The organism is Helicobacter bilis ATCC 51630, from assembly GCF_000686565.1.
In the GTDB taxonomy this organism is placed as follows: Bacteria; Campylobacterota; Campylobacteria; order Campylobacterales; family Helicobacteraceae; genus Helicobacter_A; species Helicobacter_A bilis.
In genome coordinates, this window is sequence record NZ_JMKW01000025.1 from 21922 (window position 1) to 37056 (window position 15135).

The window sequence follows — 15135 nt, forward strand, 5'->3', positions numbered from 1 at the left end:
CATTAAATATGGTGCTTTATGTTTAGCGTGTTAGAATCTAAGTCATGCCAAAAAGGCAAGGAGAAAAAAGATTCTCCGTATTCTATATTGTTTCACAACAATTTTTAAAAAAGTGGGGATAGATTCTACATCTAAAGAATCTGGAATCTAAAAGAACTTCAAATAAGATTCAAAAACGCTTTAGGTAGGGCTAGTTTCCTTGTAGCTGTTTATTGTATTTGGTAAAATTTTTGTAGAACTCAACTTCGCTAATTTGTGCCATGCATTCATTTTTCTTTCTGTAACCATGTTCGTCTTTTTCGGGTTCGCAGCAAACTTCATTAGCCATCTCTACAATTATTTTAGACAATCTCTCGTGTTCTTTCTGCACTTTTTCTAAGCGTAATGATTGGAACTTCTTAACCTCACTAAAGTTATCAAATATCTCAGACTTCTTAGCTGACTCTGCAAAGCTATATTCATTATTAGGTCTAATCATCGAACTGTAATAGCTGTTTGCATCTTGGGCATAACTTCGGCTTAGGCGAGATAGAACACTTCCCGTATTATTAGGACATAGTAAATAGCGACTTTCATACTTTTCATAAGCTCCACCATCTAGCTTCTTTTTATAATCATCTGGAAGATAATAGATGTCGGTATCTTCAGCATTCCCTCCTTTTACAAGTTTAGCACCTGCTCCAAATAATGATATTGGAAGTGTTGCCAATAATGCTGTTGCTATTGCCTTTGTCGTTAGTCTCATGTGTGTATCCTTATGTTGATTTGGTGTTGGACTACTCTATGTTCTTAGTATTATATTCTATGCTATGAGTTTCCATACCTATATATACTTGAACTAAATAGTCTAAATAATGCTTGTGAAAATGTCTGTTTAAAGTTTTTTGCAATTTACCTACAAATAAACTTGTATAAATTGCAATCGCCTAAAAGCTACTTTAAAAGTAGAGTCTTAATACCCCTCATTACAAAGCCACTTTCCATGAGCACGATGTATTCTACCCCCCCCCCCCCCTTATAACATACTTAAGCAATATAATAAAATTATGAAAAAGTATAAAAAATTGAAAAATATGTGGTAAAAATGTAACAAATTAATATATCAAAATGACAAAACAGAGAGTAAATATTGTATTTTGTGAGAATAGAAACTACATTTTATCTTTTATATAGTTGCTAATCGCATAAAATCATAATTTTATAGACTATCAAGTCCATACGCACAGAGTAATATTTAAAACAAAGACTTCACATTATTACAAATATTCTCAACACTAAAGCCAAAATGCTCAAATAATAAATCACCCTTGCCACTCGCCCCAAAAGATTCCATACTTAGCACGCTATCAGCAAATCTGTATAGTTCCAATCCCCTTTGAGCCTCAATAGCAAAGACTTTAGAATCTCCAAAAAGACTTAGGCTATACGCCCTACCCTGCTGCAAAAATAACTCAAAGCAAGGCATGGATACAACCTGTGTTGCAATGCCTTCACTCTCTAGCTTTTCTTGTGCTTTAATGGCTAAATGCACTTCACTCCCACTTGCTAGTAATGTAATCTTATGCGTATTGCTTTTTGATTGCGTAAAATCCGATAGCAATAAAGAATGCGAGATGATATAAGCCCCTTTTGACACATTCTCTAGTTTCATAGAATCTGATTGTATCAAGGGAAGATTCTGTCTTGTTAGGATAAAGCTTTGTGGCATTTGCAAAGTAAGTGCAACCTGCCATGCTAAAGCATTTTCATTCGCATCGGCTACACGCCAATTCAATAGATTTGGCATAGCGCGTAAATGGCTTAACTGCTCTATTGGCTGATGTGTCGCTCCATCTTCACCAACACCGATAGAATCATGTGTAAAAATGTAAAAAACCTGTGCTTTCATAAGACTTGCCACACGAATGCTAGGCGATAAATAATCACTAAACACAAAGAAAGTCGCACAAAATGGTGTAAAGATTCCATAATTTGCAAAGGCGTTACTTATCGCACCCATAGCATGTTCTCGCACACCAAAGTGCATATTGTTGCCATGTGGAAAATCTTTAGAATCTTTTAATGTCGTATTATTGCTAGGGGCTAGGTCTGCACTCCCACCGATAAAGCCCATATTTGCCTGTGCAATAGCATTTAGAATCTTGCCATTACTAGCCCTTGTTGCCATTGCGTTTTGATAAGCTAACCCTGCCCTACCCTCTTGTTTTTGCAGATCGTTTGCGTGGTTAGAATCTAAGCTATTAAACATAGGAAATGAAACATTGCTAAAATCTTTTTTTAATAGCATTTCAAGATTCTTTTCTTGTCCGCTTTTTTGCAAGGTAGTGAGCCATGCTTGATAGGCTTTCTCTCCCCTTATTGCAGTCTCTTTAAAATGTGTTCTACTCTCTTCACTTATGCGAAAAGTTTCGCTACTAAAGCCCATTTGCTTCTTACTCTCAAGTATGACTTCATGTCCTAAAGGCGCACCATGCGCGTGATGACTACCCTCTAAGCCGATCGCATTTTTTGCAATTTTCGTCTTTGCTATGATTAATGTTGGCTTACATGATTGTTTTGCCTCTAAAAATGCGTTATTAATCTGCATATAGTCGTGTCCGCAAACCTCTATCACAAAAAAGCCTTGCGCCCTAAATCTCGCCCCAATATCTTCACTAAAAGCGATATTTATATCGCCCTCGATACTGATATTATTGCTATCATAGATGAGAATCAAATTATCAAGTCCATGATGTCCAGCAAGAGAGCAAGCCTCATAGCTAATGCCCTCTTCTAAATCACCATCACCACAAAAGCAATACACCTTATGATTAATCACATCGCTACCAAGCATAGCCTTTGCGCGTTTTGCCGCCATAGCAAAACCTACTGCATTTGCCACACCCTGCCCTAATGGACCTGTCGTAATCTCTACACCATGTGTGTGTTTATATTCTGGATGACCGGGCGTTTTTGAATGAAGTTTGCGAAAATTACGCAAATCCTGCATATCTATATCATAACCCCACAAATGCAACAACGCATAAAGCAAGGCACTCGCATGTCCACCGCTAAATACTAACCTATCGCGATTAATCCAATTTGCTTCTCGCGGATAAATATTAATATGATTTGCTAACACAACAGCAATATCAGCAAGCCCCATAGGTGCACCCGGATGCCCACTATTTGCTTCTTGCACCATATCAGCACAAAGCATTCTTAACTCATTTGCGATTTGTTCATGCGTCATCTTTTTCCTTTTTCAACACAATAAATATAATTATGCAACTGATTCTACTCAAATAAGACAAAAAAAATTAATTAAACATTAAGTCAGCATGATTAGACTACAAGCAAATCCAGCACAATCGACATATAAAAAGAGATTTAATATAGTAAAAGCAATAGAATGCAAGGGATTATTATCCACAAATCCTACATACCAATCATATTTAAATAAAGATTTTATCACCAGTAACACATGCAAATATTACTAAAATAAAAGGGCAACCACCCCATTCATTAGCATTCAAATAATTTTATAAAAAACACAATACACTATTTCTTCATGAGATTGTAAAAAAGCACACCAAATAGGGCAATGATAGCACCAACGCAAACAATCCCCATAAGCCATAAAATAAGCGGTAACACGAAACCAAGTATCTTAAAGATAATAATGGTAAGACAAATCAAAACGACAAAAATGAGACCCAATTGTAAAAACTGCATAAACGCTCCTTGTGATTATATAGGGCTGTATTCTAGTATAAAAAAGTTAATACCTTAAAAGTAAAAGTTACAACTATAATATTATCATCGTTGCATGACATTGCAACGCAAAAACGCAAAATGTAAATTTCTATATTTGCTTATACGCAGATTGCCCTTGCTCATAAAAATTATTACCATCGCTATCAATGGCAACAATAGCTGGAAAATCAACAATAGTCAGTCTTGCAACTGCTTCTGGTCCAAGCTCTTCATACGCAAGGACTTCATATTTTTGAATACATTTAGAGATCAAAGCAGCAGCACCGCCAACCGCAACCATATAAACAACACCATGCTTTTTCATAGAATCAATAACTGCTTGATTACGATAGCCTTTGCCAATCATACCGCTTATGCCCTGCTCTATTATTGTAGGCGTATATTTATCCATTCTGCCACTTGTCGTAGGTCCTGCAGATCCGATAGCATTACCGGGCTTTGCAGGGCTTGGTCCTAAATAGTAAATAGTTTGATTTACCAAATCAACCGGTAGCTTTTCGCCTCGCGCCAACGCTTCTGTAAGTGCCTTATGTGCAGCATCTCTTGCTGCAATGATAGTCCCAGATATTAATACCGTATCACCTGCTCGTAACTTCTTGCCTTCTTCTCTAGTAAATGGGGCTTGCAATCTAATTTCTGACATAATATCTCCTTAAAATAAGTTGTATTACCTACACTTTCATGTCATTAATGTAAGTAATATTTGTATTGCAATGTTTGCAGTATATCTTTTTGCCTTGTTGTATCTGTGCATGGATAGGATCTGAAATGTTATACACCTTACCGCACATGCAGCTATAAATATGCAACACGCTATCCTTTTGAATTGCCTTTGTGCTATTTAGAGTAGGATTATTTTCTGGCTTACTCTGGGCTGAATGCTCGGATTCTACAAACGCATCTTCTAATATATTGTTTTCAGATTCTAACTCTTTATTTTCCTTCGCCCTTTTCTTTTCTAGCATTTCTTGCTGATATTCCCCGATACGCATATCTTCTTGCAATATATGCCTAACAAGCCATTGCTCAGTAATTATGGCAAGTTGCTGCTTAAAGTCATATTTCATATTTTTTATAAGCAAGGTCATCTCAGACACAATCTCTTTATGGTGTTCCCTATGCGTTTCTAATGCTGGAAATTGTATGCTTTCCATATAGGCTTCCTCATCTCTAAAATGAGTCTTCATATAGTCAAATAAAGCAACCAAAACCTGCTTAATCTCTAGTGGATTTGTCTGTTTGCCAATCATATTATCTGCTATATTCGCAAGCTCAAATAGCTTTTTATGTTGTTCATCAATCATAAAGTTATGAACACTATATTCTTTACTCCACTTAGGTAGCACACACTATCCTTTAGAATCCAAAAACACACTAAACTTCAATGTCTGTAATATACTTAATAAATGTGGTGCAATCCTGACATTTTACACCATCTCCCGCCTGTATTTTTGCATGTATATCTGGCTTAATATTATAAGTCTTCCCGCACAAACAGCTATACATATGCATGATGCCTTTTTTTGTTTCTTGCTTTTTCCCTGAAGTCATTTCAGCTTGTTTTAACAACGCATTATCTTCACTACTTGCAGCTGGTGTTGCTGCTTTTTGCATGGATCGCTTTTCATTCATTTCTTCACAATGTTTTGCATACTCCATATCTTCTTGCAAAATATGCTTTAAAAGCCATTGCTCCATGATAATCACAAGTTGTTGTTTAAAATCATATTTCATATTTTTTACAAGATTTGTCATCTCAAACACAATCTGTTTATGTCTTTCTTTATGCAACTCAAGAGAGGGATATTGTATGCTTTCCATATAAACTTCTTCATCTCTAAAGTGAGTTTTCATATAATCAAACAAGGCGACAAGCATTTTTTTAATCTCAGCTGGGTCAGTCTGCTTCCCAATCATATTATCCGCCATATTCGCAAGCTCAAATAGCTTTTTATGTTGCTCATCAATCAAATAATTTTTAACACTATATTTATCATTCCACTGCAACAACATTTCATTACTCCTTAACCCAAGATATTTTAGAATAACATATTTATAATCAATAATGCAAACAACATTCCCAAATCATACACCATCGGCACAAAAAAACTTTTCATAAGAGAATCTTTAATAAATGGATTTTTCTGCAACAATACATAAAGTCCATTTTATCTTTAAGTGCCATTTAAATACCCATTCTGCCTAAAACAACCTCTCTAGTGCAATCTAATAGCTACGCACAACACAACAAATAGATTCACAAGCTTACAACTCAACGCTATAATGCCGTGCTGCATGGCAATTCACATTAATTGCGACAGGCATACCCGCAATATGCGTTGGATACCATTCAATATTTACACCAAATGCGGTAGTATTGCCACCTAGACCTTGCGGTCCAACACCTGTTTTATTTGCAAGCTCCAATAACTCTTCTTCTAATGCGGCATATTTTGGATGCGGATTCTTAGAATCTATTGATCGGATAGCAGCCTTTTTTGCTAAAATCGCAGCCTTTTCCATAGTCCCACCGATACCTACACCAAGCACCATAGGCGGACACGCATTTGGTCCAGCAAGTTTAACAGCCTCTAAAAACAAACTTTTCACACCCTCAAGTCCATCTGCTGGCACAAACATTTTTAATAAACTTTTATTCTCACTGCCAAAACCCTTTGGTGCAACCGTGATTTTAATCTTATCGCCCATAACCATTTCTGTATGCAAAACCGCAGGTGAGTTATCGGTTGTATTCTTGCGTTCAAAAACAGGCTCATTGACAACAGATTTTCTCAAATAACCATCTTTATACCCGCGTCTTACCCCTTCATTTATCGCATCGCTGAATAAACCACCAACAATATGCACATCTTGCCCAATCTCTGCAAAAACCACAGTCATACCAGTGTCTTGACAGATAGGCATCATATTTGTTTGTGCGATTTCGCCATTTTTTATTAATGTGCCTAAAATATTCTTACCAATAGCAGAAGTCTCAACTTCTTGTGCTTTCTTAAAAGCATTTTTTATATCTGGTGTCTGTATGCAACAAGCTTTAATGCAAAGCTCTTTAACGGCTTCTGAGATTGTTTCACATTGTATTTCACGCATGTCTTATAGCTCCTTTTGTATTCTAAGGTTTTGGGTTTGTATATCATTTTGGCGATAAACCATGAGATTGTTGCATTCTATCCTTTTAGAGTTTAAAAAAAGTTTAATTACGCAAAAATATTTAACTTTTATTTAAAAAACTTAACCTTTCTTAACAATATTTGCTTGTTTCTATGTTAGAATCCACGCAGTAACTTAGCACATATTAAGCAACTCCACAATATAAAATTCCATTTTAAGGATATTAATGATTAAGAAAATCTTTATATTCACGCTTCTATGTTGTAGCACTTTTATATATGCAGAATCTAGCTCTCAAAGTCCAGCTTCTAGCCTAGATTCTGTCAGCAAGAATATTGTCGGTGGTATCGCACTTTTTGTGAATGGTGAGCCGATTACGCTACATGCGATTAAACAAGTAGAAAACGCATTGCATACAGACAGACTTCGAGCCACAGATATACTTGTAACAGAGAAGCTAAAAGAAGTTGAAATTAAGCGTTTAAAAATTGAAATAAATGATATGCAGCTAGATTCACAAATCGCACAAATCGCACAGCAAAATGGCATGAATCTAGACCAATTCTATGCGGCTATTATGCGAGAGGGTATGAGCTTGGTAGAATATCGCACAAAGCTAAAAGAGCAAATGCTAGCACAAGAACTTATGCGAAAGATACTCTTTTCTAGCAATGTCGGGCAAGAAGATGAGCTGCGTAAATACTACAACGAGCATTTAGACGAGTTTGTTATCCCTAAAGAAGTTGTGGGTGTAAAATTTGTAAGTCGCAATAAAGAGATTCTAGAATCTTTTATGCAGCAAGGCATAGATAGTGCCATACCAGATTCCATAGCACACACTGAAGAGAAGCTAGAAATAGAGAGTTTGCCAACGCAGGTAGCTGATATTTTTCTAGCAACCAACGCAAAGTCTTTTACACAGGTATTTGAATCTGATAATGGCGATTTCGTTGCATTTTATATTAAGGAAAAAATATCAAACGAACAAGTAGATTTTGAAAAAGCAAAAAACTATATCGCACAAAAACTCATAGCAAATAATCAAGAAAAGATTCTAAGCGATTATTTTGAACGCGTAAGGAGCCGCTCTAAGATTGTTTTTGTCCGCTAATGAAAGTCTTTATTATCGCTATTAAGCAGGGCTTAACACCGAATTTTATTGCATACATAACGAACTAAACAATCTAGCATAACCCTATCTGTTGTAATAGTTTTGGCTTGACACCCTAAAACTATCATTAGACATATACAAGCCTTACATGAAAATAACACTAGACCTTAACACATTAACACCATGTTAAAATAAATTTTGGCAATAAGACTCCATAAAGCCACGCCGCAAACATATAAAGTTAAATTGCATATTTTAATAGATTCTATCACTCTTGCATGTTTCTACGCATATTCTATGACTTCAACGCAATACATTCAATCTCTATTTTACTGCCCTTTGGCAATTCTTTAACAGCAACCGTGCTACGAGTAGGCTTATGTGAAAAATATGTGGCATAAACTTCATTAAATTGCGTAAAATACGACATATCACTAAGATACACATTTGTTTTTATTACATTCTCCAAGCTACTTCCAGCCGCTTCTAATACTGCTTTTAAGTTCTTGCAAACTTGATGTGTCTGTGCTTCTATGTCAGAATCCAAAAATTCCCCATTTGGTAACAATGGAATCTGCCCAGAAGTAAAAATCAAATTATTTGCAACAATAGCCTGTGAATATGGTCCTATCGCCTGCGGTGCATTACTTGTGCTTACAATATCAAACTTTTTCATATTATTCCTTTCTGTGTAATCTATAAAACGCTTATTCTAACACATTTTGACAAAAAAAGGTTGTTGCAGGAAATATAACATAACAATATATAGTATTTTTAAAATGCCTTGACTTGTTTTTTTTGTAAAATCCCGCCTTAATGTGTGTATGCACAAATAAATTAATTAAAGGAAAATAATGAGAAAAATATCATTGTCTATTGTATGTAGTGCTTTAGTATGTAGTAGTGTAGCTTTGGCAAATAATCCTGCTGAAAATGCAACAGATTTAAAAGGCATGAAACCTTTTGTTGGCTTTATGGTTGGGACTTTGACCGAAACTGCAAGTGAAAGTAATAGTAGCAGTGGTAGTCTCAATGTAACTTTATCTGCAACATTATTTCAAACTGGTTTATGGGGCGGATTAGAGTTTAACTTCATGGATAATCTAGGCGTTAGGGTATATGCAAACATACTTTCAACTCCATTGCCTAGTAGCACAAGTGTCTCACCCAAACTTAGTGGATTATGGACTTTTAGTGGCAATATAGATTTAATCTATCGTCCAACGCAAAATATTGGTATTTTTGTAGGTATCGGTTTGGGGGATATAATGGGAATTTATTCTTCTACTGTGCAAGGGCAAAAAGTTTCAAGTGTGTCTAATAGCTTTGCAACCATGTGGAATTCTGGTGTGCAGTATAATATTAATGCAAATAATATCTTAGAACTGAGTGCTATCCTTACCACAGAATTTGCGATTGTTACTAACCCTCACTTGAACACGGTGAAAGTAACTACAAGCCCCACATTTAACATTGCAGCAAAATACGCCTATAGATTCTAAGCGTATCTTAGGTTACAATAAACTTCAATGGCTTAGGATAGAACGCTCGTTTTTATTATTTTGAACCATAGGTGAAAAATATTTAACATGAAGTTATTCTAGGCACTTCGCTTAAAACGATAACTAACTATTTAGAATCCATATTCTCATTATTTTGTGTTCTCTAAGTCTGCAACCATCCATGGGATACCAATAGATTCCAAAAACTCGCCCTGACTTGTCAAAATGCTAAGAAATCTAAATCCCGCTGAAATATTAAAAATCAATTCCCCTAAAACCTATATCTCACTTCAAAGCGATAGTCTGTGCCGGGTTCATATAAAGCCGTGCGGATTTTATTAATAGCTTCATTTGCACTATTATCTGCTTCAACTTTTAGTGGTGAGGTAGGGTCCATATAATAAGCGTTAAAGACATTTAAAATGCTGAATCGCAAGGTAAGCTTGTCTTTGCCAAGCGGATAGTAATTCACATATAAATCTGACACACTATACCCATCTTTACCAATGTCTTCAAACTGCTTTTGATAGATATTATAACCTCTCGTGCCTTTCTTAAAGCCTGTCGCACATCGAGTAACCCAAGCTATATCAAACATATCCGCATCATATCTCAATCCAACCATAAAGGTATAACCCCAAGTAGCCCCAAGCTCGTAAGTATCAGCAAGTAATGCCCCTTTGCCCTCACCTCCAGCAGTAAGCCAATTTCTTGCTACACCTAAATCAAGTGTGAATCTATCATAGTAAAACGCCGATCCAATCTCAAAGCCGTAATTAATAAGTGGAAAGTTTAGATTCTCTCTTACCCCTTGTCTTGTGCCACCCCCTGTTGCACCTTTTGCATAGCTATTAATAAAATTTAGAATATTTCCTGCATACACTGCAAATTTAAAACTCATAAAATCATTTATATAATCAAGTGTGATTTCACCATGATTTGAGTATTCTGATTTGAGATTTGGACTTATCTCCACTTTTGTATCACGCAAAAGTGTCGCATCGCCGGGCATTGCCCCCCTTGTGCTGAAAGCATACTTTGCACTGATATCAAGCCCATCAATCACGCTATAAGTAAGCACGGTGCTAGGGCTTACTCCGCCTGTAAAATGATCCTGTTTATTCTTATCAAAATAGTAGTAAAAATCCGCCCTGCTACCATACCCCCATGTAAGATTGTCTAGAATCTGCCAGCTATCCTGCACAAATCCACCATAGATATATGCCTCTTCCCTGCCTCTATTATGTTTTAAATTGGGGCTATTTTTTTCACTATCTTGCATATTATCATCACGCACACTCATACCTTGAAAATCAAAGCCATATTCAAGCAAATGATCTTCATTTAGCTGATTACTTAGCCTTGCATTTGCACCATAGTTATCAAGCACGATAGCACGAGATGAGCTTTCATCATGGTCATGTCCACCACTGCTACCGCCATGATTATGGTCTTCTGTAAAAAGTGGTGTGAGATTTACATTCTTTGCATTATGATATGCGGCAAGTTTTATAGAAGTGCCGCCATGCTCTGGTTTGTATTCATAGTTTGCAGTAAAACTTTGATTTTGATTCTTATGTCGAAATAAATGACTTGCAAAATCTTCCCCTGCCACATCGCCGACATTTGATCGAAACGGGCGAGTCGCATCATCATTTATCACACTATAACCAACCGAAAACCTTTGATTAGAATCTACTTGTCCCCCAACTTTTAAAAGCACATTCGTTTGCATTGAGTTACTGCCTAGCACGGGGTTATTCATCGTGAGAAAGTTTTTATAAGTATGCTTTGCATCGCGATAATTTAGCACATTTTGATGATTTATACTTGCCAAAATGCCTACATCACTAAAAAGCCGACTATATACATTAAGATTTGCCTTATAGCCTAAGTTTGTAAAAAAGCCTGTGCCAATTTCAGCACCAAACTTCTCCCCAGCTTTTAAAAAATCACTCGCATCTTTTGTCTCAAAGGCAATAGACCCAGCAAGCCCACCCGGTCCGCTACTCGCATCGCTTACGCCCTTGCTTACCACCACTTTTTTTAACAGAGATGGATCAACCATAACATTGCCTTGATGATGGAAGGCATTGCCATTTTGTGCCGCTCCATCAAGCGTTACCCTCATCATAAAGCTCTCAAACCCTCGCACATAAATCTTTTGTCCCATATTCGCACCACCACCTACAGCAATGCTAGGATCTTTTTTGAAAATATCTCTAAGATTTAGGGCTTGTGTCTTTTCCAAATCATCAGCAGTGATGAAAGTCTTTGTGCTTGTTTCATAGCCTTTTAGCTTACTTGTCGTGGTAACGGCGTTTAGCTTGTAAGATTCTGTATTGTCTTCTTGCGGTGTGTTAGAATCTAGTGCATAGCTTAAGGTTTGAGCTACACAACATATCGCCACACCCGCAAGTATCTTGCGTGTTTGTAACATGTTTATCCTTAACTTGAAATAATATTTATACAAGCAATATATAAAAATTACAATAAGCTTTATATGTTGTGTATGCTTTACATTGAAATATCACTTTGCTTTGGAGAAATGGATAAAGCTAAGTAGTATTATGTGCGGGGAATTATAGCGAAAAAAGTTTTAATAATTTAAATAACGGGTTAATAGCATAGCTTTATTGCATGTAGATTCTATTGTAAAATTTAAGCTTTAGATTCCAAGTTGCAGAATTTAAAGCTTAAATTATAGTGTTTTGTTGCTGATAAGTTATAGAATCCAAACTTCAGATTCTAAGATATCCCCTAAAACACAACCCTACCACCAATATTAAATCCTAAGCCAAAGTTTTTATCAAATACACTGCTTTGTAAGCTAAGACTGCCATTTAAATACCATCTACCAAAGCTATATTCTCCACCACCTGTAAGGAATACATAAGACTTATAGCCTTGAGCTTTATATCTCATATTAAAGTTATTTACAGAATCACCTATATTGCCTATACTTGTAGTTGTAGTCCCACTAGAATCTACATTATTTTGTAAAATGATTGCATCTTGCTTTAATTGAGCGACTATAAAAATATAGCTTTGATTTGCAAAGTATTTACGACCATCTATACCTATATTTACGCTTATAGTTTGTCTTATGTTATCATCTGTATTCATAGCAAATATAGGTGTATTATCACTCTTTCTTTTAAAGCCACTTGAGCCTAATACATAATACGATAATCCTGCAAAAGGTTTTACAATATAACCCTTTTTCATTAAAAAAGCATAACCATAAGTTGCATTTAAATCTACATTAGAGAGTGTGTAGCTATACTCATCTTTAAAGAGAGCAAGTAAGTCAAAGTTATTAATTTGAGAGTTTTGTTTCTCATTTGTAAAGCTAAAGGCAGTATTGAGTGTTACATCTATTTCATGGTTTTCAATGAAAGTCCTTGTATAGATTCCAGCAAACATATTGTTTGAATTATTTGAAGTAAAGCCATTATTATTGCCATTAAATGTGCCATAGCCATAACCACCATACGCACCAAATGCAGTTTGGAGTTTATCTACAAAATAATCATATCCTGCATTAAAGCCATAAAGTTGAGCCGAGCCAGTCTTTGAGAAGTTAAGATTACCTAGCATATTAACCCAAGCATGATTTGGATATTCTTCTCTATTATTAAATCTCATGATTAAATCTGCTAAGGTATCAAACCATACTTCATTTGAGTTGTTATCAGTTGTAACATCACTTTGTATATCTGTTACTCCATTGTTTGCATTTTGTGTGTTTGTGTTAGAGCTACTTGCTAGAGTAGCTACACTACTTCTATAAACTGCATTACTATTTGTATTACCACTTACTATATTATTAATAGCTGCTATTCTTGTGTTTGTATTAGAATCTAGACTTGCTAGTTTTAGCTTCTCTGCTTCCCTTAATGCTGCTTCTAAATTCTTTTGATAGTTTTGCATAGCTATATAGCTACTAGCACTACCATGAATGCTAGCTACTCTTGCTAGACGATTTAGCTTTGCACTCTCCATTGATAGTGTGAGTGTATGAAGTGTTGATGCTTTATTCTCTAGGTTTGAGACATGATCTATTGCTGTATCTAGAGTCCTACCTACTTCTAGGAAATACTCTAGGTTTCTTGAGGCAGCTAGAGTTTGGTCTAGGTTTATTAAAAACACAAGTGAAGATTTATCATCATAGAATAGATTTTTTAGAATCTCATAGCTATTTGCACTCTCTTTTTTAATCGCATTTATCCATGAGTTATTTCCACCTGCTTCCATGTATAAAGCACAATCAAATGTGCTAGATTCTGCATTACATAAAGGCTTTTCTGTATTGCCCTCTATGAAGTTATTAATATCTACTTTATTGATTTTAAAGCCTATTGTTGTATCATTTACGACTTTTTCTATATCGATATATTTACCATCTATGCTACCGCCTTTATAAGTGAGTGAAAAGCTATTTTTCATCTTTTGTTGTGCGTAATCATAGCCTCTGTTTGCTTCAGTAGCGTTAGCATTGCTACCAAAGCCACAATACTTGCCATCTTGTTTGCATTCTTCTTGTTTATCTTGCTGACTTGGCTTTTGTATGAGATTGCCTTCATTATCAGTTGAGCCTATGCCATTTTCTACTACATTGCCATTAGAATCTGTTTGGGCTTTATCCATATCCCATGGATTGTCTTTGCCATTTGTTGTGAAGTCGGTTTCTTGTTTTGTATTGCCATTGCTTCCTGTTTGGCAGTCTTTATTTGTGCATTGTCCGCCATTGGTGTGTTCTGTTTTTATGGTTGTATTGCCGTTGCTTTTATCAAAAGTCGTAGTATAATCCCCTTGTGTGTAAGTGTAGCTTATAGATTCTGCTTTTATGAGATTGTATTCTACGCCCTTGCTACCATTAGTATTAAGCTGACTGCTTATACTCGATAAAGTCTTAGAATCTGCTATATCTGCCTGTAATGCCCCTGTGCTTCCGGGTGATATGTCTAGTGTTGCTTTGCCTTTGATATTCATACTTGCATTTTTTATTTCATTGTTGCTAGAGTCATTTGGATTTGCTTGAATGCTAAAAAGGATTTTACCTTTGTTATTAAAGTTTCCTGTTACTTCTATATGTCCGTTAGCTCCCAAATCTATTGTATTGTAGTTATTGAGATTACCTGTGAGATAGAGTGTCGGTTTATCTCCACTTACAAAGCCATCATCGATTAGAATCTTTCCATAGTTATTTAATGCACCTTTTGTGAGTTCGGTTTGCTCTATTAAGATATTACCACCATTTGCAACTTGTCCTGTGCTATTTGTAATATTATCATTTGTCATAATATCTGGCAAGACTAGATAATGTTTGCCATCACTTGTTGTGATATATGTGCCACTTGCGTTTTTGTAATCTGATTCTGTTTTTTCATTATTTCCATTTGTGTTTTTATTAGATTCTATAAGCTTTGCTATCTCATCACCACTCATATTTTTTAGGTCTTTAGAATCTACGCTTACATTTAGGTATTTGTCAAACTTTTGGTCTATGTTTTCGCCATTAGCATTTAACTCAATTTTCATAACACCGCTATGCTTGCTCGAGTCTTTTAGGTGTAAAAGCTCATTGACATTTAGGGCGTTAGCTGTGATTTTTGAAGCGCCGTTTGTGAT

At 35.7% G+C, this 15135-nt stretch carries 12 protein-coding genes; 2 read left to right on the forward strand and 10 right to left on the reverse strand.

All coding sequences use genetic code 11. The features are described from left to right. Positions 1-190: 190 nt before the first annotated feature. The 7 genes from T368_RS0106230 to T368_RS0106260 all read right to left on the reverse strand — a co-directional run bounded on the left by T368_RS0106230 (position 191) and on the right by T368_RS0106260 (position 6867). Complete coding sequence (locus T368_RS0106230) at positions 191-745, reverse strand: hypothetical protein (RefSeq protein WP_004087076.1); 555 nt, start codon at positions 743-745, stop codon at positions 191-193. A gap of 489 nt (positions 746-1234) precedes the next feature. Continuing rightward, positions 1235-3232, reverse strand: coding sequence for a transketolase (gene tkt, locus T368_RS0106235; RefSeq protein WP_004087078.1), 1998 nt, complete (start codon positions 3230-3232; stop codon positions 1235-1237). Positions 3233-3540: 308 nt separating this feature from the next. Continuing rightward, positions 3541-3714 carry a hypothetical protein gene (locus T368_RS15450; RefSeq protein WP_004087079.1) on the reverse strand — a complete coding sequence of 58 codons (174 nt, stop codon included), beginning with the start codon at positions 3712-3714 and terminating at the stop codon, positions 3541-3543. A 130-nt stretch (positions 3715-3844) separates the two neighbouring features. After that, positions 3845-4399 (reverse strand): Fe-S-containing hydro-lyase, encoded by a 555-nt coding sequence (locus tag T368_RS0106245; protein ID WP_004087080.1) that lies wholly within the window; start codon positions 4397-4399, stop codon positions 3845-3847. Between the two features lie 28 nt (positions 4400-4427). After that, positions 4428-5102, reverse strand: a complete 675-nt coding sequence (locus T368_RS0106250; protein ID WP_004087081.1) for a bacteriohemerythrin — start codon at positions 5100-5102, stop codon at positions 4428-4430. A gap of 28 nt (positions 5103-5130) precedes the next feature. Further along, complete coding sequence (locus tag T368_RS0106255; RefSeq protein ID WP_004087082.1) at positions 5131-5769, reverse strand: bacteriohemerythrin; 639 nt, start codon at positions 5767-5769, stop codon at positions 5131-5133. Positions 5770-6021: 252 nt separating this feature from the next. After that, positions 6022-6867 (reverse strand): fumarate hydratase, encoded by an 846-nt coding sequence (locus tag T368_RS0106260; RefSeq protein WP_004087083.1) that lies wholly within the window; start codon positions 6865-6867, stop codon positions 6022-6024. Between the two features lie 247 nt (positions 6868-7114). On the opposite strand from T368_RS0106260, the gene T368_RS0106265 reads away from it, so the two are divergent. Further along, positions 7115-7999 (forward strand): peptidylprolyl isomerase, encoded by an 885-nt coding sequence (locus T368_RS0106265; RefSeq protein ID WP_004087084.1) that lies wholly within the window; start codon positions 7115-7117, stop codon positions 7997-7999. Between the two features lie 295 nt (positions 8000-8294). Here the strand turns inward: T368_RS0106265 and T368_RS0106270 are convergent, their stop codons facing one another. Continuing rightward, positions 8295-8675, reverse strand: coding sequence for a RidA family protein (locus T368_RS0106270; RefSeq protein ID WP_004087085.1), 381 nt, complete (start codon positions 8673-8675; stop codon positions 8295-8297). Positions 8676-8853: 178 nt separating this feature from the next. Between T368_RS0106270 and T368_RS0106275 the strand changes: the two genes are divergently transcribed. After that, a complete protein-coding gene (locus T368_RS0106275; RefSeq protein WP_004087086.1) occupies positions 8854-9501 on the forward strand; it encodes an outer membrane beta-barrel protein in 648 nt (215 codons plus the stop codon). A gap of 271 nt (positions 9502-9772) precedes the next feature. Here T368_RS0106275 and T368_RS0106280 read toward each other — a convergent pair whose 3' ends face one another. Both T368_RS0106280 and T368_RS13430 read right to left on the reverse strand, forming a co-directional pair. Continuing rightward, positions 9773-11941, reverse strand: coding sequence for a TonB-dependent receptor domain-containing protein (locus tag T368_RS0106280; RefSeq protein ID WP_004087088.1), 2169 nt, complete (start codon positions 11939-11941; stop codon positions 9773-9775). Positions 11942-12261: 320 nt separating this feature from the next. Further along, positions 12262-15135 (reverse strand): autotransporter outer membrane beta-barrel domain-containing protein (locus tag T368_RS13430; protein WP_034567599.1); only part of this gene is annotated, 2874 nt, incomplete at its 5' end.

Excerpts from the sequence above, each read along its gene's own strand:
- T368_RS0106230 (WP_004087076.1), bottom strand. The coding sequence starts at position 745 with ATGAGACTAACGACAAAGGCAATAGCAACAGCATTATTGGCAACACTT.
- tkt (WP_004087078.1), bottom strand. The coding sequence starts at position 3,232 with ATGACGCATGAACAAATCGCAAATGAGTTAAGAATGCTTTGTGCTGAT.
- T368_RS15450 (WP_004087079.1), bottom strand. The coding sequence starts at position 3,714 with ATGCAGTTTTTACAATTGGGTCTCATTTTTGTCGTTTTGATTTGTCTT.
- T368_RS0106245 (WP_004087080.1), bottom strand. The coding sequence starts at position 4,399 with ATGTCAGAAATTAGATTGCAAGCCCCATTTACTAGAGAAGAAGGCAAG.
- T368_RS0106255 (WP_004087082.1), bottom strand. The coding sequence starts at position 5,769 with ATGTTGTTGCAGTGGAATGATAAATATAGTGTTAAAAATTATTTGATT.
- T368_RS0106260 (WP_004087083.1), bottom strand. The coding sequence starts at position 6,867 with ATGCGTGAAATACAATGTGAAACAATCTCAGAAGCCGTTAAAGAGCTT.
- T368_RS0106265 (WP_004087084.1), top strand. The coding sequence starts at position 7,115 with ATGATTAAGAAAATCTTTATATTCACGCTTCTATGTTGTAGCACTTTT.
- T368_RS0106270 (WP_004087085.1), bottom strand. The coding sequence starts at position 8,675 with ATGAAAAAGTTTGATATTGTAAGCACAAGTAATGCACCGCAGGCGATA.
- T368_RS0106275 (WP_004087086.1), top strand. The coding sequence starts at position 8,854 with ATGAGAAAAATATCATTGTCTATTGTATGTAGTGCTTTAGTATGTAGT.
- T368_RS0106280 (WP_004087088.1), bottom strand. The coding sequence starts at position 11,941 with ATGTTACAAACACGCAAGATACTTGCGGGTGTGGCGATATGTTGTGTA.